Annotated in this window: 16 protein-coding genes; 5 read left to right on the top strand and 11 right to left on the bottom strand. The window is 58.5% G+C overall.

The features are described 5' to 3' along the window. Window positions 1–5: 5 nt before the first annotated feature. Genes ACWXWJ_RS05200 through ACWXWJ_RS05185 form a run of 4 tightly spaced genes read right to left on the bottom strand, consistent with a single transcriptional unit; the run spans window position 6 to window position 4,652 of the window. Window positions 6–749, bottom strand: coding sequence for a hypothetical protein (locus ACWXWJ_RS05200; RefSeq protein ID WP_473963740.1), 744 nt, complete (start codon window positions 747–749; stop codon window positions 6–8). A 34-nt stretch (window positions 750–783) separates the two neighbouring features. After that, entirely contained in the window at window positions 784–2,376 is a 1,593-nt protein-coding gene (gene purH / locus ACWXWJ_RS05195; RefSeq protein WP_473963739.1) for a bifunctional phosphoribosylaminoimidazolecarboxamide formyltransferase/IMP cyclohydrolase, read from the bottom strand. Next, a complete protein-coding gene (purN, locus tag ACWXWJ_RS05190; protein ID WP_293791037.1) occupies window positions 2,369–2,956 on the bottom strand; it encodes a phosphoribosylglycinamide formyltransferase in 588 nt (195 codons plus the stop codon). Before purN ends, purH begins: the two co-directional genes overlap by 8 nt. Next, window positions 2,898–4,652: a cell division protein PerM gene (locus ACWXWJ_RS05185; protein ID WP_473963738.1), complete on the bottom strand. Its 1,755-nt coding sequence runs from the start codon at window positions 4,650–4,652 to the stop codon at window positions 2,898–2,900. Before ACWXWJ_RS05185 ends, purN begins: the two co-directional genes overlap by 59 nt. 435 nt (window positions 4,653–5,087) lie before the next feature. On the opposite strand from ACWXWJ_RS05185, the gene ACWXWJ_RS05180 reads away from it, so the two are divergent. Continuing rightward, entirely contained in the window at window positions 5,088–5,855 is a 768-nt protein-coding gene (locus ACWXWJ_RS05180; protein WP_473963737.1) for a M23 family metallopeptidase, read from the top strand. A gap of 162 nt (window positions 5,856–6,017) precedes the next feature. Here the strand turns inward: ACWXWJ_RS05180 and ACWXWJ_RS05175 are convergent, their stop codons facing one another. From ACWXWJ_RS05175 to ACWXWJ_RS05165, 3 genes are all read right to left on the bottom strand, one after another. Beyond that, window positions 6,018–6,821 (bottom strand): SGNH/GDSL hydrolase family protein, encoded by an 804-nt coding sequence (locus ACWXWJ_RS05175; protein WP_448308424.1) that lies wholly within the window; start codon window positions 6,819–6,821, stop codon window positions 6,018–6,020. A 57-nt stretch (window positions 6,822–6,878) separates the two neighbouring features. Next, window positions 6,879–8,579 (bottom strand): AMP-binding protein, encoded by a 1,701-nt coding sequence (locus ACWXWJ_RS05170; RefSeq protein ID WP_473963736.1) that lies wholly within the window; start codon window positions 8,577–8,579, stop codon window positions 6,879–6,881. Between the two features lie 208 nt (window positions 8,580–8,787). Next, on the bottom strand, window positions 8,788–11,445 hold the full coding sequence (locus tag ACWXWJ_RS05165; protein WP_448308422.1) for an ATP-dependent helicase: 2,658 nt from the start codon (window positions 11,443–11,445) through the stop codon (window positions 8,788–8,790). A gap of 69 nt (window positions 11,446–11,514) precedes the next feature. Between ACWXWJ_RS05165 and ACWXWJ_RS05160 the strand changes: the two genes are divergently transcribed. Next, entirely contained in the window at window positions 11,515–11,832 is a 318-nt protein-coding gene (locus ACWXWJ_RS05160; RefSeq protein ID WP_293790941.1) for a chorismate mutase, read from the top strand. Between the two features lie 19 nt (window positions 11,833–11,851). Here ACWXWJ_RS05160 and ACWXWJ_RS05155 read toward each other — a convergent pair whose 3' ends face one another. From ACWXWJ_RS05155 to ACWXWJ_RS05145, 3 genes are all read right to left on the bottom strand, one after another. Next, window positions 11,852–12,694: a chymotrypsin family serine protease gene (locus tag ACWXWJ_RS05155; protein ID WP_473963735.1), complete on the bottom strand. Its 843-nt coding sequence runs from the start codon at window positions 12,692–12,694 to the stop codon at window positions 11,852–11,854. Between the two features lie 116 nt (window positions 12,695–12,810). Beyond that, complete coding sequence (locus ACWXWJ_RS05150) at window positions 12,811–14,073, bottom strand: acid phosphatase (RefSeq protein WP_473963734.1); 1,263 nt, start codon at window positions 14,071–14,073, stop codon at window positions 12,811–12,813. Between the two features lie 168 nt (window positions 14,074–14,241). Then, entirely contained in the window at window positions 14,242–14,997 is a 756-nt protein-coding gene (locus ACWXWJ_RS05145) for an NADPH-dependent oxidoreductase (protein WP_473963733.1), read from the bottom strand. Between the two features lie 214 nt (window positions 14,998–15,211). On the opposite strand from ACWXWJ_RS05145, the gene ACWXWJ_RS05140 reads away from it, so the two are divergent. The 3 genes from ACWXWJ_RS05140 to ACWXWJ_RS05130 all read left to right on the top strand — a co-directional run bounded on the left by ACWXWJ_RS05140 (window position 15,212) and on the right by ACWXWJ_RS05130 (window position 17,457). Next, window positions 15,212–15,772 (top strand): LemA family protein, encoded by a 561-nt coding sequence (locus ACWXWJ_RS05140; RefSeq protein WP_293790937.1) that lies wholly within the window; start codon window positions 15,212–15,214, stop codon window positions 15,770–15,772. Window positions 15,773–15,860: 88 nt separating this feature from the next. Further along, a complete protein-coding gene (locus ACWXWJ_RS05135; RefSeq protein ID WP_473963732.1) occupies window positions 15,861–16,982 on the top strand; it encodes a M48 family metalloprotease in 1,122 nt (373 codons plus the stop codon). 13 nt (window positions 16,983–16,995) lie between these two features. After that, complete coding sequence (locus ACWXWJ_RS05130; protein ID WP_473963731.1) at window positions 16,996–17,457, top strand: DUF1990 family protein; 462 nt, start codon at window positions 16,996–16,998, stop codon at window positions 17,455–17,457. 47 nt (window positions 17,458–17,504) lie between these two features. Here the strand turns inward: ACWXWJ_RS05130 and ACWXWJ_RS05125 are convergent, their stop codons facing one another. Then, entirely contained in the window at window positions 17,505–18,461 is a 957-nt protein-coding gene (locus ACWXWJ_RS05125; protein ID WP_434815745.1) for a DUF1963 domain-containing protein, read from the bottom strand. Between the last annotated feature and the right edge of the window lie 29 nt (window positions 18,462–18,490).

Raw genomic sequence — 18,490 nt, 5'->3', positions numbered from 1 at the left:
GGAACCTATGCAATGTAGACGATGGCATCATTGCCCCCGGTGCATGTCACATACTGGCCGTTATCCTTACAGCTCATGGTGTAAGTCTCGCCGGTCACCGTCGAGTACGCCTTTACTGTGCCGTTGGTTTCATCCGTATCCAGGTAGTGCTCAACGAATGCATCGCGCACCGCGCGTGCGAAGGGCTTAGACGTAATGTCGCTACCGGTGTAGACGTTATTGAAGTCCCCGCCTGGCTTGTCCTGCTCGGCGGACTGGTTGGCAGGAACTGCGCCGGAAGGCAGCTTCGGACGGGTGGGCCGGGAGTCCTCGCTCTCCGACTCCGAGGTCTCATCCTGCGAGGAGCTTTCCTCCTCTGCAGTGTCAGAATTGTCGCTGCTGGCGTCTTCGCTATTGCCGTTGGTACTTGTGCTTCCGCCGTCAGCGTTCTGCGACTGGGAGGTGCCTCCGCCGGAACCTCCGTTACCCTTCCCATTGTCATCGCCGAACCAGCCGAAGTAGTAGGCGGCCCCTAGGATCAATGCAATGGCCAGGATTGCAGCCAGAATGATCCCCAGGATGGGCAGGAATTTACTGTCACCGTCGGAGTCCTCATAGGGGTACTCCGAGTAGGCGGGCTGCTGCTGTGGGTTCTGCCACTGCTGCCACTGGTTCTGTCCTTGCGCACCCATATTGCGGTGATACTGCGGTGGCTCCGGCCGGGACGGATAGTCGCCGCTGCCAGGATGTGTGGGGTGCTCATTAGACATACGTTCGTAAAACTCCTGCGCTCAAGCGTGTTTTCTAGTGCGCGAAGTGACGCTCACCGGTGAGGTACATGGTGACGCCCGCCTTCTCCGCTGCCTCGATAACCTCAGCGTCGCGGACCGAGCCACCGGGCTGTACGACTGCACGCACGCCCGCCTCAGCCAGCACTTCAAAACCGTCGGCGAAGGGGAAGAAAGCATCCGAGGCTGCGACCGCACCCTCAGCGCGCTTCTCGTCGCCAGCCAGGGAGTTAGCGCGCTCGACAGCCAGCTTGGCTGCGTCGACGCGGTTCACCTGGCCCATGCCCACGCCCACGGTGGCGTCATCCTTGGCTAGCAGGATCGCGTTCGACTTCACCGCGCGCACGGTGCGCCAAGCGAACTCCAGCTCGCGCAGAGTTTCCTCATCGGCTGCTTCGCCAGCGGCCAGAGTCCAGTTGCTCGGGTCGTCTCCCTTTGCATCGATCGCATCAACCTGCTGAACCAGCAAGCCGCCGGAGATCTCGCGGCCCTGCAGCTCCGGCTCCTCGTTCGGTGCCTCGGCCTGCAGGATGCGGATGTTCTTCTTCTGCGAGAGGATCTCCACAGCACCGTCTTCGTAGCCCGGCGCGATGATGACCTCGGTGAAGATCTCGGCCACCTGCTGAGCCATTTCGACGCTCACCTCGCGGTTCACTGCGATCACGCCGCCAAAGGCGGACATTGGGTCGCATGCGTGTGCCTTCTTGTGCGCATCGGCGATGGATTCATCGGATACGGCGATACCACACGGATTGGCATGCTTGATGATGGCTACGGTCGGACGCTTGTGATCCCACGCTGCGCGCCAGGCGGCATCCGCATCGGTGTAGTTGTTGTAGCTCATTTCCTTGCCGTGGAACTGCTTGGCGCCAGCCAGACCGGTGCCGTCAGAGTACAGTGCGGCTGCCTGGTGCGGGTTCTCGCCATAGCGCAGCACATTGGCGCGCTTGTAAGAAGCGCCGATCCACTCGGGGAACTGCTCGCCGTCGGCGGTCTGCTCCCCCATCCACGATGCCACGGCCACGTCATAAGCGGCAGTGTGGCGGAACGCATCCACGGCCAGGTCGGTACGCTGCGCGCGGGTAAATCCGCCGGCGTTGGCAGCGGCTACGACATCCTCGTAACGGGAAGGATCTACCACCACGGCCATGGACGGGTGGTTCTTCGCAGCGGCACGTACCATGGACGGGCCGCCGATGTCGATCTGCTCCACGCAATCATCGAAGCCCGCCCCGGAGGCTACGGTCTCGGTGAACGGGTACAGGTTTACAACTGCGAGCTGGAAAGCCTCGATACCTAGATCTTCAAGTTGCTTGAGGTGATCGTCCTTGCGGGTATCGGCCAGGATGCCAGCGTGCACGCGCGGGTGCAGGGTCTTGACCCGTCCTTCCAGCACCTCCGGGAAGCCGGTGAGGGTTTCTACCTCGGTCACTGGCACGCCAGCGTCGGCGATCTTCTTCGCAGTCGAGCCAGTGGAGACGATGTCGACTCCCGCGGCGTGCAGTCCCTTGGCCAGCTCTTCGAGGCCGGTCTTGTCGTACACACTGATCAGTGCACGACGGATTTCCTTCTTATCGCTGCCGTTGGTTGCTGCAGTGCCGTCACTCATTGTTTTCGTTCCTGGCCTTTCGTCCCTCATGTGAAATCTCGTGCAGCACCTCTACTAAGAGTGCGCGCTCCACCTTTTTAATTCTTTCATGCAAGCTGTCGACTGTGTCGTCGCGCGCGACCTCCACCGCCTTTTGAGCGATGATCGGACCCGTGTCCACTCCACTATCTACTACATGAACTGTAGACCCGGTGACTCGAACACCATAACTTAATGCGTCCTCCACCGCGTGCGCTCCGGGGAAAGCCGGCAGAAGCGCCGGATGTGTGTTGATGATCTTCCCTGTGAAGCGCTCCACCACCTGTGGACCAAGGATGCGCATGAAACCCGCGCTCACCACGAGGTCTGGTTCATAGCTGGAAATTTTGTCGGCCAGATCTTCGTTCCATTGTTCGCGATCAGTCTGCTTCGGCACGTACTCGACCAGGAAATGCTCGATTCCTGCGCGCTCGGCACGGTCGAGAGCCTCGCACTGCCGGTCACTGCCCACCGCGAGGATTTCTACCTTGTCGCGATCGACGTTATCGATCACGCTCTGCAGAAGTGTCCCCGTCCCGCTCGCCAGAATCACTATCTTCATCTGCTTCGTCATCCTCTGTATCCGTATCCTCGTCCGCTTCTTGGTCCGCTTTTTCGTCCGTTTTCTCTTCTTGCTCTTTTACTTGATCTTCTTGTTGGTCTTCCTGCTTTTTCTTCGTGACGCCCCCATCATTCCCGTTGTCCGGTTCCTCCGTAGGGGCGTCGTCCTCAGCAGCTTCAGCGTCCTCGGCGTCCTCGGCTTCCTCGGCAGTTTCGACTTCTTGAGCATCTTCAGACTCTGCGGCAGACACCATCTCTGCCTCCGGGATGTCCTCAATAACGGTCGCACCTCGGCGCGCCGTAAAGAACATCATCACAGCCGCAGGCACCAACAACCAGGCTGCGAGTTCCACAGCAAAGAGCCACTCAACAGCTCCCGCCCGCCCATACACGCCGAGCTCACCACCGGCTAGCCAGGAAACGCAGAAGCCAATCAACCCGGAAAATGCACCCGCCCCGACTGCTTGGAGCAACGGAGCCTCGACATAGCTTCTCCCGCGCAGGAAGTTGTAGACACATCCCACAGCTACACAAGCAGGCACAGCCAGCAGCATTGGACCAAACGGAATCTGATCATTTGGGATAGCCGCGAGGATCGGCAGCGGGGGAAGGTTGACATTGTTCGCGGTAAACAAGCTCACCGCGCCGTTTCCTACATGAAACTCTCCACCGAGTAGGACCGCAATCGCGCCGATTACGACGTTGGGTACATACAAAAGGGCAACAAAGCTAAGGCCAATAACACCCATCGTGGATGAGGTGATGTCATACGCCTCGCTGAAAGCCTTCAGGTTCGTCAGAAGGTATATCAGCGCCACAGCCAGCCCCGCGGCGCTCATCCACTTGAGGAACTTCTGTGCCAACAGCATTGATTCCACTGGCCAAGTGGACCAACCACGGCGAAGCAGCAGTGCTCGCCATACGCGTGCCCGCATACCTATAACAATGGCTGCGCCATTGACAAGAGCAGTAGAGATTAATGCAACCAGCAGATTTGGCGGAGTTACATCGAATACGCGCGAGGCATCCCACAGCATTAACCATGCGATGCAGGTAAGCACGAGGGGAATCAACAAGCTTAGGGTTGTGAATACGCGAAGCCCGCGAACGCTAATGGAGTTTCCAAGCACCGTTGTCGCGCGTTTAGCATGCCCCCACACCAACAACAGTGCAGGAAGCAGCGGCACAAATCCCAACTTCGCACCCGCCATTTCCACCGGCGCGAGATTAAACGCCATCCACATCGATGCAATACTTGCCGGAACTTTGGCAAAGCCGGTACCGATGCCGATGAGAACGGCAATAATGACGATGACACCCAGAGTCACAGCATGATTAATCAGCAGCTGAGGTCCAAAACGTTTGACGTGGGGCTTCCATTTCGACCACCAGCTCCCCAGAGCGGCTTTAACGCCACCACGCGACGTGGAGGCAGAGCTGGAGGAAGAAGTAGAGGTAGCCTTCGCAACCTTGCTTTTAGAGGCAAGCCGGCCATCTACCGGGGTTCCCTTTGCCTGATCAGCGGCCACGAAGCGCTCATGCCCCGTGTTACTGGAACCTCCCTGGATTCCTTTGATCCTGGCTGCGTCACTACCAGACGAAGTTCGCCGGGTACGGCTCACACCTGGGCGTCGCGAAGACGATGATCGTCGGGATCCGGGGCGTTGGGCAGCAGAATCTTTACTCACCCGTCCCATTGTGCCTAAGAGGAATAGGTATCTGGCGGACTGACCCACCCGTTAGCCGTCGCTTCTTCTCTTCACCCACGCCATGCCTAATCTTCTACTTGAGGGTTTGGAGGTAGCGTGCGGAAGATCACTAACATCGAAGAACACGTGAAGAAGCGCCAGAAAAACGTCTGGAACAGGGGGAATGAATCATCGATCAATATCACTTCAGATCGCACCACCCCCGCAATGTAACCAAAGCGTTATTTTTCGTGAATTTAGTTGCCGCAACGTTGCTCAACCGATAATGTTACGTTCCGTTAATAACAAAGTGGTTACAAAATGCTTGCGCGAAGGCATCGAGGATCCGCCGAGGATCCGCCAGACAACGCCATAGCCCAGCAGACAGAGCCGCATTTGACAGTTGCTAAGAAACACCGAATAAGTCGAAGGGTTACAAGGACAGTGCAAAACACTACCGAGGCGAACCGTACCGGTGCCCACCGCAAGCAGGATCACAGCGCGAAGCGTCGCTTTGCGCTGGTAGCAGTCGCGACGACGGCCGTCACGACCGCTGGCGCTGCTGGTGCCACCGCTGGTGCTTCCCAGAGCTCTGACGACGACATCGCACTGGCTTCTGAGAACACCACTCTTCTCGCCCAGGGTGAAGGGGCCGGCACCCAGGGCTCTGCAGCCACCGCCGACGGTGCAGACGCAACGGCTGCCGAAGCCCCGCAGATCCTCGAGGTTCCGCAGGCCAAGCCGGTCTCCGACCTCTCCCAGCAGCTTAATTCCGCCCTGCGCTTTGCCAAGGAGCGCACGGAGGCTGACCTGGCTGCCCGTATGCCTGAGTTCGCAAAGCCAGCCGAGGGCACTTTCACTTCCGGCTTCGGCCCACGCTGGGGTTCCTTCCACCAGGGCATCGATATCGCTAACGCTGTCGGCACCCCCATCCGCGCTGTCCACGACGGCACCGTTATCGACTCCGGCCCGGCATCCGGCTTCGGTAACTGGATTCGCATTAAGCACGATGACGGCACCATCACCGTTTACGGCCACATGGCCACTTTGGACGTCAAGGTTGGCGACCGTGTAACCAGCGGTCAGAAGATTGCTGGCATGGGTTCCCTGGGCTTCTCCACTGGCTCCCACCTACACTTCGAGGTTCACCCGAACGGTGGCGACGCCGTTGACCCGAAGCCATGGCTGGCTGAGCGCGGTATTCAGCTTTAAACCGCCGAGCGCCCTTAAGGCTCTAGCGTTAAAGCCTTCAAAAGGGCCTGACTCCGATACCACATCGGAGTCAGGCCCTTAAATTATTTAATTGGTCCCCCGGGTTGCTTTCCCGGGGTGCTCCCCTTGGGGTGTTGGGGTGTCCCCTAGGAGAGGTACAGCTTATTGCAGAGCAGCGCCGATCTGCTTCGCCGCGTTGGTTACACCATCATTGGACATGTGCAGGGTCAGGTTGTAGCGCGGAGTCTGGTTGTCGAAGACGCCAGCAACCCATGCCTTTCCACCTGGCTGGCAGGTGTCGTGGCCACGCGTGGAGCGGTGCAGATCAACGAATACGCCACCGTTACGCTTTGCCGCGTCGTGCGCCTGACGCCAAAGCTGGCGCTCAGCTTCCTTCACGATCGGGAACGGAGCTTCAATCGGTGGCAAACCGTGGGGACGGATGAGGCAGAGACCTGCACGGTCGTTCGTCAGGTGCGGGTAGCTAACGAACTGGATGCGGGCGCCGGGAGCAACGCGCTTGATCTTCCTAGCGATGCGATCGTAGGAACGAGCCGCTGCGCGATTGTCGATCGGGGAAAGGGTGCGGTAGGTGTCGTTGGCGCCGACCATGATCGGCACGTTGCGCGTATTGCGGTTCAGCTTGCCATCTCGAATAGCTTGATCCACGCGAGCCTCCAGTGGCTCACGCCCCAAGTACAGTTCCTTGCCGTTGCAGGAGTAGTCGTCAATATGAGCTCCTGTCAGACGTTGCAGCTCGGTGGCAACGCGGAACTTACCGTGGATACACTTGCGCTTCCCGCTTCGCTTAGCGTCCAAGATCTGGTTGAGGGTCGTGTTGGCAAAGTAGGAATCACCGATCAAAACGGTGTTACCCGGTGCAGCCTGCGCAGCAGGGGCAAGCCCCATGACGGATCCAGCCGCGACAACTGCCGCAGTCAGAATACGTGCAATCTTCTTCATCATGTTCTCCAGTGAGTGTTTAAAGGCCGTGTCTAGCCTATCGATATTGGTTCAAAAATGTTAGGTGTTAGGAAGCATTGCTGGCATGACCTTACCAGTTGGGTTGCGCGGAAGCTCATCCAGGAAGGTCACTTCTCGGGGAACGGAATGCTCCGCAAGATTATCCCTAACCCATTCCTGCACAGACTCCTTGGTCAGCTCCTCACCTTCCGGGTTGTCGTCACGCACAATCCAGACGGCCATGCGCTTAAAACTCTCCTCGTCGTCTACCCCCTTGGCAAAGAGATCCTTCACACCGGGCATCGGCGCCAGTACTTCTTCCACACTGCGTGGGTAGACATTTTCACCGCCGACGATGATCATGTCATCAGCTCGGCCGAGGACAAACAAGCGCCCCTCTTCATCGAGGTACCCGCGGTCGCCAATCTCCAACAAGCCATGCTTGATCTTCATTTGATCGCGGGTGTGCGCGTAGCGACGCATAGTCATGGTTCCACGGGCATAGATTCGTCCCGGAGTGTTCGGAGGCAACACATTGCCTTCATCATCCAGAATCTTTATGCGCACGCCACGCACCGGTCGCCCAGCCAAGGCTGGGTTTTCCGCAAGTTCTTCCTTCTTAGCGATGGCAACGACGCTGTTCTCTGTAGAGCCGTAGAAGTTACACACCACCGGCCCGAATTGCTTGTGCAGGCCACGGAGCAGATCTTCATGCATGGCATTTCCGGAAGACACGATGAACTCCAACGATGAAGCATCGTAGTTACCGTTCTGCGCGACCTTTAGCTGCTCCTTGATGAAGATAGGCGAGGTGATAATGCCGTTAACACCGTAACGCTCAACATCCTCCATAGCCTGAACAGGATCGAATACTCGGCGGAAAACCACCGTCGCACGGTGAGCGAAGATCAGGTTAAGGTTCGCCCAGCCCCACGAGTGGAACATAGAAGCAGTCTGTTGAATCATCATTTCCGCACGCCACGGAATCCACGTCACAAGGTCCGCCAGGGGTGTCGGAATAGGCGGTTCCCGGTGCACAACCGCCTTAGGTGTGCCCGAAGTGCCGGAGCTCATAATGGTGATAAAGCCACGTTTCGGGATGGTAGGAAGCTTTTCCTCAGCTTCAGAAGGTGCACGGTCGATGACCTGCTGAAAGGTCTCCCATTCCGGGTTCGGCGCCTGCGGGTTTTGTAGGTCTTCCGCGTACCCAATAACCACCTTTGCGCGGGAATAATCTGCAGGCAGCCGGTCTGCGAACTCCTCATCGATAATAACGGTGTGGACATCGAGTTCTTCCATGCTCTTTTGCAGCTGGACCGAGCTGGAAGCAGGATTAAGCAGGCAAATATCTGCCCCAATAAAGCCCTTTGCGACTAGCGCGTAGACAACAACGCGGGAATTGCGTGCCATCACCGCAATGTTTTTCCCCGGCCCCAACCCCATGCGCTGCAGCGCGCGGGCGAAAGCAAGCGCCTCAGTTCGAACTTCCGCATAGGTGCGCTCACCAATGTCATCGATGATGGCCGTTCGCTCCGGAGCTGCTTCTGCTGCATACCACGCCTGACGCGCAGCGGTGAAGCCATAACGGGCGATACTTTCCACCAGCTTTGCTTTACCTTTAACTCCGCCGCCCCTAACGACCACGCCCGATCGCAGCGCGGTCCCCAGGCCAGTGGCAATCGCATGAGTCTCAGCCCATGCAGCCTCGCCGAAATGCTTAAGGTTGTGCAATTTTGAGGTGATCGATTGGTTTTCTGACATACATACCCTTCTTTGTTTCCGCTAAATCCAACGAGGAGACGCATAGTTACGTTACATAACAAAAATATTCGTCGCGAAACTTTTGTCACAAAAGTCTCTTTTTTTAACGCTGCTGTGGCGTTCATCAACCTCACCGCACGACCTCTACCGACGCAAAAGCGGGCGGCGTCAGAAAAACCCCGGGAATAACCCCGGGGCCGTTACTTCGCTAGAGCTTTTCCATCGGCACACCGCCGAACAACATCAGGCGCACCGTGCCCTGGCTGCCGAAGTCAATCATGCAGGTAGTGTGTGATCCGCTGCCGTCGACGCTCTTCACAGTCCCCAAGCCGTACTTGTCGTGGTTGACCTTGTCCCCGACCGCCAAGTCCAAATCTTGGTTCTTCTTTGCGCCGGCTCCAAAGGCGGGCTTCGTATTCCTTGCAGGCTTGCGATAGGACTGGCCACCCCAGCTTCCAGAGCCAGAGCTCCATCCACCCGAGCCGCCGAAGCTCGTACCGTCGGCGTATCCTCCGCCACCCCAGGCTGAATCCACTCCGCTGCCGAAACGCGCGGGTTCCTCGCGGATCCATTCCATCAGGTTCTCCGGCACCTCAGACAAGAAGCGCGACGGTGGGTTGTTTACAGGTGCACCCCAACCACTGCGGGTAATCGCCCGGGTCAGGAACAACCGCTGCTTGGCGCGCGTAATGCCCACATAGGCCAGACGGCGCTCCTCGGCCAACTCTGTGGGGTCGCCCAGTGCGCGCATGTGCGGGAACTGGCCATCCTCCCACCCGGTCAAAAACACGACGGGGAACTCCAGCCCCTTGGCAGTGTGCAGCGTCATGAGCGTCACCATGTCCTGCTCGTCTGCCGGAATCTGGTCGGCATCAGCGACCAAGCTCACGCGCTCTAGAAAAGCCTGCAGGCTACCCAGTGGCGCCTCCCCCTCAGCCAGCATCGCCTCAGCAGCCTCATCTGCGTCAGCACTGTCTTCACCAGCGCTCCCTGCGCTAGCACCAGGCATCTCCTCATAAGCCTTCAAATTCGCCGACTCCTGAGAGAACTCATGCCCCACGCTCACCAGCTCATTCAGGTTATCCAGACGTGCCCCATCCTGCGGATCGTTGGACTTCTCCAGCAGCTCCTTATACCCAGTCACATCCAGCACTGCGGAAATCACCCGCCCCAAGTCGGGCAGCCCCAGCCCAGAACCGTCGGAGGCGGTCATCTCCATCGTCTCTGTCTCCGCCCGCAGCGCGTCCATCATGTCCAGGAACTTGCCAATGGAATTGCGGCCGCGAGCGGAAAGGCCGGCGACCTTGCCCGCGGCGGCGTCACCAAGAGCAGCCGAAAAACCTATCTCCTGGCCTTCCGCGTGCACCGTAACCTGCGCGATGGCCTTATCTCCAATACCGCGGCGCGGGGTGTTGATGATGCGCCGCAACGCCACCGTGTCATCCGCATTATCCAGCACCTTTAGGTATGCAACGATGTCACGGATCTCGCGGCGCTCATAGAAGCGCGTGCCACCGACAACCTTGTACGGCAACCCAGAGCGCACCAACACATCCTCGATCGCGCGGGAGGCATTGTTGGTGCGGTACATGATCGAAATATCGCCGTAGGAGTAACCCTCGTTATCCACGAGGTCGTCGATCTGCTGGACGATGAAATTCGCCTCGTCGTGTTCGTTATCCGCAACATAGCCGCCGATCAGCTCTCCATCGCCCAGATCCGTCCACAGTTTCTTTGGCCGGCGGCCCTGGTTACGGTCGATCACAGCATTGGCAGCGGTGAGAATCCGCTGCGTGGAACGGTAGTTCTGCTCCAAAAGGATTGTGTGAGCATCCGGATAGTCGCGCTCGAACTCCTCAATATTGCGGATCGTCGCCCCACGGAAGGCGTAGATCGACTGGTCAGCATCGCCCACTACGCACAGCTCGGATTCCGCCTTGCCCTTGCCGGCGAGTGCCGCGACCAGCTCGTATTGCGCATGGTTTGTGTCCTGGTACTCGTCGACCATGATGTGACGGAAGCGACGGCGGTAGTGTTCGCGCACGTCCGGATTGTTATTGAGGATCCCCACAACCTCGCCGATCAGGTCGTCAAAGTCCACTGCGTTCGCCGCCCGGAGACGCTGCTGGTAGGTCTTGTACAGCGTGGCGATCTGCGCGGTGTGAGGATTCGAATCGCGCTGCGCCTCCTCCAATGCACCTTGCGGGCCAACCAGCTCGTTTTTCCAATTGGAGATCACGTGCAGCACCCCGCGCGGCGAGAACTCCTTCAAATCCAGCGAGGCGTCCTTGATAATCATGGACATTAAGCGCTTGGAATCATCCGAGTCGTAGATGCTGAAGTTCGTGTTCAGCCCTGGCGCGAGGTGTGCATTGGCACGCAGCACACGCACGCAAAAGGAGTGGAAGGTAGAGACCCACATCCGCTCCGCTTGTGGACCGACCATATCCATCACGCGCTCGCGCATCTCCGCCGCGGCCTTGTTGGTAAAGGTGATTGCAAGGATCTGCCACGGCGCCACACCGTTGGCCAGCAGGTAGGCAATGCGGCGCGTCAACACACTCGTCTTACCCGACCCGGCACCCGCCACGATCAGCAGCGGGCTACCCATGTGCTCGACCGCCTGCCGCTGCTGTGGGTTAAGTCCGTTCAGCAGTTCTTCTTTTTGACGCCCAGTTTCCGCGCCCGACTGTCCAGTCGCGCGCTGCGGCTGCGGTTCTGGGCGAGGTGTGGTGTGCAGGCTCGCCAGTACGTTCTCATAGCCCTCCGGAGGCAGATCCTCCTCTGGTGGAGGCACCTCTTCTGCAAACAGTGTCGGTTCTTCGGGCAGCGGCAGGTCGGCGAATGGATCGTGCTGGTTGTGCATGTTTTCCCTTTGTGCTCCCTAGAAACTCTTTGTGAAACTCTCCGGCCAACTAGCGGTAGACTACAGCGCATGAGCGACAACGAAGACTCGCAGCCTGCTGAGTTCACCGTCCGAATGCCTTCCGGCACGGACGATCCTTTATCGGATTCAGAAATTCAATCCTACCGCGAGGAAATCAACCGCCTCGACCGCGCCATCATCGATGCAATTCACCGCCGTAGCGAGGTCTCAAAGGCCATCGGCAAAACACGTCTAGGTTCGGGTGGCACGAAGCTCGTCTATACGCGCGAGGTCGCGATCATTAATCAATTCCGCGAGGAATTCGGCACAGAGGGCGTAGAAATAGCAAAGGCCCTGCTGCAGCTAGGCAGAGGGCGCTTGGGCTAAAGAGCGTGGCGTTAGTGGTTTATGCCAGGCGGAAACCGGCTCCTACTCCCCCAGCCGCGTTCAGGTCAGCAGCGATAACATTCCATGCCGCACCGGCCGTCGGCGCGTGGAAAGGTCCTTGCAGCGGGGTAGTGCAGGAAGGCAGGTTGGCTACGCCACCGTTGATAATGCCGATGAGGCGGTTGCCGACGTAGATCGGGGCACCCGAATCGCCAACGGAGCCGCACAGGTGCGAGACCAGGAAGGGGCCGGAGATCGCCAGCATTGGGCCGCAAGAGGTACCCGTGGCCACTCCGGTCTTGCACATCTGCTGCAAGCTACCTGGGGTCGGTCCGCCCAGTGCGTTGAGGTGTACGTTGTTGTAGCTGCGGGTCAGGCGCACCTTGTTGTTGAACTTGATGACGGCGTAGTCCGGGTAGCCGTTACGAACGACGGTGCCGATTTGCCCCGCACGCTCGCTATCCATGGAAGTGACCGGAGCGCCGGGCTTACCGCAGTGTCCAGCGGTGATGCCCACTTTGTCCCCTGCTTTGTCATAGCCGACGACGGCCAGAGTGCAGATGTTGTTGCCTACGTAGATCGGCATGGACGGGCCTGCCAGCACGTTTGGTGCGGCGGCTCGCTGTGCTTGAGGAATGCCGGGGGAAGTGAAGTAGTGGCCGGGAATGCGGTGTGGTCCGGGCTGGCCGGTGGCCTTGAGGAAGGCATCGGCGGATCCTGCTGGAGCCGCGGAGGCCTCCGGCGCATTAAAGGTCGCACCAAATGTGGCGGAGATGGCCAGTGCCGCGCCCGCGATCAAAGCTGCGAAGCGACGGGTAGTGCGAGTGGGGACGAGTGAGGCTGTCAAGGACCGGGAGCGCATACTTTCCTTCGTTTTTGTTGGCAATGGAACTAACCCTATCGCACGAAACAGGATTCACATGCGCCACAGTGGTAACAGTTTGCTAAAGGTTACCCCTGCCTCCCAGCTACGCGGTTCTAACGCAGAACAGTGACGCTGCCGTCGCCGTTGACCTTGACCTTAGCGGCAAATGCGGCGGCCATGTTCAGGCGCTGCCAAGAACCACGTGGCCCCTGATCGTCCAGCGGAGAGCCAGACGGAATTGCCGTCTGACGCAGGATGGAGGCGCGCTGCTTGTAGGTCAGCTTCGGGAACTTCGGCAGCAGCAGATCCGGCGCAGCCTGCGGCACGATCATCGGCGCATCCTTGCGGTAGATCTTCGGGAAGCCGTAGGTCATGCGGTCGGTGTACTCGCGCACAGCCTGGTCGGTGGAACGGTAGGCCTTGTCGCTCTTGATGACTTGTGCCAGCGGGCGGCCAGCGCGCCACTCGAGTTCGGCACGCAGTTCCTTTCCAGCCTGGCGGATCGCATCGCGCATCTTCGGGTCATTCCAACGGTCAGCTGCCGCTGCAGTACCGGACATGCGGCCACCCATGACGTCCAGCGGGTAGTGCACACCCATCACAATGCGGTTGTTACCAGCCTCAGACCCACGAGCCAGGATCTGCGGAGCCAGCTCCGGCAGGGTCAGCGCCAGCAAAGTGGTGGACCAGACAGCCTGGTTGGTGTGACCAGATGGGTAGGACTTGGAGGTGCCGTAGTACTTGTTCTGGCCATCCTCGTACTTCTTGATGCGATCCGGGGCGACCACGAACGGACGGTCATAACCGAACACCATCTTCTCCACGAAGGTGGAGGAAGCCACTCCGCCAGCGCGTGCCAGGTAGCCGTTGCCCAGCAGGAACTGGGTCTTCGGCAGGCGGTTCTCGCGCAAGGCGGCACGGAAGTGGCGGCCAAGCTCGTCACCCAGCGAGTCGGAGAACGCATCCAGCACGCCAGCCTTGTCCGCGCGAGCGTCCTTCTGTGCACGCTGGATAGCTGCCGGGTTGTCCTGCACAGCGTTGTTGATGTTCACAACCTTATCCAGGTTCTGCTTCATGATCGCCGGGTGGTTGGCGCGCACATCGTTGAAGCCATCGACGACATCCAGGTAGATGCCGTAGCCGTGGGAGCTGATGTCAGAGATGTAGCCACCCAGGTACTCCGGGCCGAAAGGCTGCGGGGTCGGGGCACCCTTGTGCTGCACCGGGTGCGGGTAGTTCGGTAGCCCCTGCGAACCAGCGATAGCTGGCATGCTCACTGGAGCAGCTGCGGCTTGACCTACGTTTACTGCGGAAAGGGACATCGTCGCGGCCATCACGGTCGCCGTCGTGATCTTCAGACCCTTCTTGTTGGTCACTGTTTTCCTCATCCTTGAAATGTCGACTGTGTCTTCTTTGTGAACGCCAGGCCTGCGAGCCCGCCCGGCGCGAATTCACATAGTTTTATAAACTCTCCGGAATGCTAACCCAAGTAGCTGAACTAAAGGTTAAGTTCAGGTTAGATGCGGGTGACGTGCGAGAGGGCGTCACACAATAAAACCTTGCCAGCGCGCCGCCTGCAGTGAGTCGTCATTGCTATCCCGGGAGAAAGGAAAGTTCTTCAAGACCTGGTTGGTAAAGCTATCCACCCGCCGGTTAGCGTTGCGCAGGTCGTAATACGTCCTCATTTCCGCGTCGTAATCTGCCAGGTCGGCGGTCAAGTTCTCCCTGGTCTGGTAGCTGTTCTCCATGACGCGGAAAGCACGTGGCATGCGGGGCTTTAGCTGCGGATCCTGATTCGGCCAACCGAGGGTGAGCCCTACGACGGGGAAGGTAAATTGCGGCAGGTTCAGCAATTCGATAACCCCGGCAGTGTCGTTATGAATATTGCCTAGGTAGTTCGCGCCAAGGTCAAAGGATTCGGCGGCGTTCACCACGTTCTGCGCCATCAGGCAGGCATCTGTGAAAGCTTCCACAAACGCCTTCGTGCGCCCCGCAGCGCGTGGATCGCCGCCGTTTTCCCGCAGGATTTGAGCATTGCGCGCAGTGTCGGCCAGGAACAACAGGTACACAGGGGCCCGGCGAACGTACTCCTGATTTCCGATCTCCGCCAGGCGCTCCCGCAGCTGTTTATCCGTCACGCGAATTATGCTCGCCTGCTGCATTCCACGGGAGGACGCAGTACGCATAGCGACGTCATAGATCGTTTCCAGGGTTTGCTCGTCCACCGGCTGATCGGTGAACTCCCTGATTGTGCGATGGGAAAGCTGGTGGTCGACCATGGGATTTGGACTAGTTGACATGGAATCCACCTTAACGACTGTGATGCCCCCGAGCTCTGGGACACCTTATCGAGAGCACAGACACAAAATGCACTACACTGCGCCGGGAACAAAGGTTGGCGATAATACATTTCAATACTGGTGGTTGGTGCGAAGTTTCGTATCCTCCTAAATGGCCACTTCGCAACCGATTTCACACATAGATACGTTCAAGGGTTCCAAGGAAAGTACTGACATGATCATTGCAATTATCGCCATCGTTATCCTCGTCCTACTCGTCATCATCTGGTTCGCCATGTACAACGGCCTCGTCAAAAAGCGAAACACGGTCAACGAGGCATATGCACAGATCGATACCCAGCTGCAGCGTCGCGGCGACTTGATCCCCAACCTTGTATCCACGGTCAAGGGCTATGCTAACCACGAGGCGAAGGTGTTCCACGATATCGCTGAGCTGCGCAGCGCAACTGACCGCGCCCGCGCCACCGGCACTGTGCAGGATGCATCCCAGGCAGAAGCAGTGTTCGGTCGCACCATGGCCACCCTGCGCGCAACCGCAGAGGCCTACCCAGAGCTGCAGGCGTCCCGCAATTTCCAACAGCTGCAGGAAGAGCTAGCCGCCACCGAAAACAAGGTCGGCTTTGCGCGCCAGTACTACAACTCTTCGACGAACAACTACAACACCGCTATCCAGTCCGTGCCGACCAACATCGTGGCCTCCGTGCACGGCTTCCGCCCCTTCGAATACTTCCAGGTGGAGGAGTCCAAGCGCCAGGCTCCCGACGTGTCCTTCTAATCTCCTCCCCCGTCACCTTCAATTTTTGTAGAGACTGCACTTACCGCCGCCGCAGTCGAGGTGACTACACGACCAACAAGGAGGAACCATGGGCCACCAACCGACGACCTTCAACGAATCATTGTCTCAGCTGCGTCGGGGCATCGCCGTCGCATGGCTCGCAAACGTGCTGGTCTTGCAGCTGTCCATCGTGGCATGTGCCTGCGCCGCCTATGTCGGCACCAAGGGCAGCAATATTGACCTCAACACCCTAGGCATGGTCATTTTGATCTCTGCCGGTGTTGCCATTCCGGTAGCGATGCTGATCATTCTGTATTCCTACTTCTTTTCCACCCGGACCGTACTGTCCGCGATCGGCGGGCAAAAGCGCCTGGTGGAGCAGGGCATGATCTACAACATTGTGGAAGAAATGGCGATCGCCGCCGGTATGCCTTCTCCGCCGAAGGTCTATGTGCTCATCGGAACCGGAGTGCCCAATGCTTATGCCCTGGGTGGCAAGAGAAAGAAGCCGCAGACTGGCACGATCATTGTCACCGAAGAGCTCGGCTACCTGCTTAATCGCGAGCAGCTGCAGGCCGTGATCTCCCATGAGATGAGCCACCTTACCGCCGAGGACAACCGGGTCATGACCCAGCTGGTGGCGATTGCGTCTGTCATCTCCATCCTGCAGTCCGCGTTTATCTACGGAAGTTTGAGCTCCAATAACCGCAATCGGTCGAACTCGAACTCCAGCGGTGGTGGCCATGCGGTTGTCGCACTGGTCATTTTCTTGGTCTCCTTCTGCGTCATCCTGGCAGCCCCTGCGCTGTCCAACATTGCGAGGGCCTATATGTCGCGCTATCGCGAGCAGCAGGCCGATAGCCATGGCGTTTCGCTCTGCCGCAACCCCACTGCCCTGGCACAAGCCCTCATCACGATCCGCGCATTTCACCAGGCCAACCCCCACACGGTGGATAACTCCATGTACGGTAGCCCTGGTTCCTTGGCTCTATATGCACCGGAGAGGGACATCATCGAGAGTTTCCACAACTCCGACCAGAGCAAAAAGGGCGGCATGTTCGAGCGGGCAATGAATAAGCGGCGGAATTTCTCCGCCACCCACCCACCAATCTGGGAGCGCGTCGATGCATTGATCGCCATGGGAGCTTATGTGCAGGATTTTGTTCCTCATGTGCCACAGCATCAGCAGATCTCCGGGCACATCAAGTAGCCTGGTGCGTTCTATGAACCCTGAAGCGCCACGAGCTCCCCTCTCCTATACCTCGACCGTTGGCTTCCCAGAGCTGCATATGTCGCGGGTCATTAACGCAGACTTCGATACCGCCGCCGACCGTCTCTTCAGGTGGGGCGTGCAGCGCAGCGGACTATTCCGTGTGCACCCCACGCATGAGGTCGTGGAACTCAATGCGGAAGTTGCCTTGGGATTTGGGCCGTGGACCTTCCGCTGCCGGGTGGTTGATGTGTTCGCCGAACCGGGACGTTGCGGCTTTACCTACGGCACTCTCCCCGGCCACCTCGAGCGCGGCGAGGAGACCTTTACCCTCGAGCGGTTGCACGATGGCCGGGTTCTTTTTCTTGTTGACGCCAAATCTCAGCCCGCTCGCTTCCCCGCTTTACGTCGACTTATCGACCTGCCTCGGCGTGCTTTGATTCGCCGCTTCTATCTGCGCGCGTTGGACGACTAGCACGACAAACGGCAAGACAGCGAGAGCTGCAATGCCACACGCAGGTCTTATAAGCAGTCCCAGGCAAATTCGACCCGATCGAAGTTGCGCGCAGCGAGGTCATCGGGATGGATATAAAAGTTTCCAACTCCGGTGTCGCCCCATTCGCAAGGGAGGTCCTGGTCTATTCTCGCGAGCACTATTCGGGGATCAGACGGATGGAAGGGGTCGCGGTTCAGAAGAATTTCGTATCCACCGAGCGAGGATCCGTTTGCAGACGGATAGTCAATGGGTTCTAGGAACTCATCGGCATGGGGATAGACAGTGAAGCCCTCTTGTTCTGCGCGCCCGACAGCCGCGGCAAACGCATCTTTCCTCGATCCTTGACCATCACGGCTGGGCTTCTCGAAAGTCGTCTCCCCGCCGATTACCCAACGCGAAACAAGGCTTCCCCTAAACGTGTGAATATCCACGTAATCCTGGCCTCTTCTAAGCAGGGTGCGGGGACCTTTCGGATCAAAAATAGCCCGACCGTACTCGTGGGCGCTATAATCAACCTCCTGGTCGATTCGAACTCCATCGATCGTGACGGGATCGAGTGGCTCGGGAGCTGGATGCTCGCCTGAATGCAGGATCTCTTCCTCAGGCATCTCACCTACATGCGGTGCAGAAAGGTCTTCGAAATACCTGGCGAACGGGGTGGGTTCTTGGCGCGAATCCTGCTGGTTCGGCGCCATCAAAAAATCACCCCAAAAATCAGTATCAGGCACGAATAACTGAAGGAGCCCGGTCGTGGGGAACCCCGGAAGCTGCTCGAGCTCAGAGAAATTGAACTGGGCAATGAAGAACATGGGCCGACCGTCGTAATACGGGTAGGGTGCATGCTCCGGGAGGTAAGGGGTGCCACATACCTTCGAAGTGGTGGGCGAATCGGGGCGTGAGCTTTCTTTAAGCGCAAGAGCGGGGCGGGTGGGAATGCTATCGAAGGAGTACTTCAGGTCATACCTGATATCGGAGTAGGCCACTCCAACAACTGTAAGGGAAGCTGCTAACC

Source organism: Corynebacterium sp. p3-SID1761 (assembly GCF_055862885.1).
The sequence above is the reverse complement of the archived record's forward strand: the minus strand, read 5'-3'. Positions and strand labels throughout refer to the sequence as shown.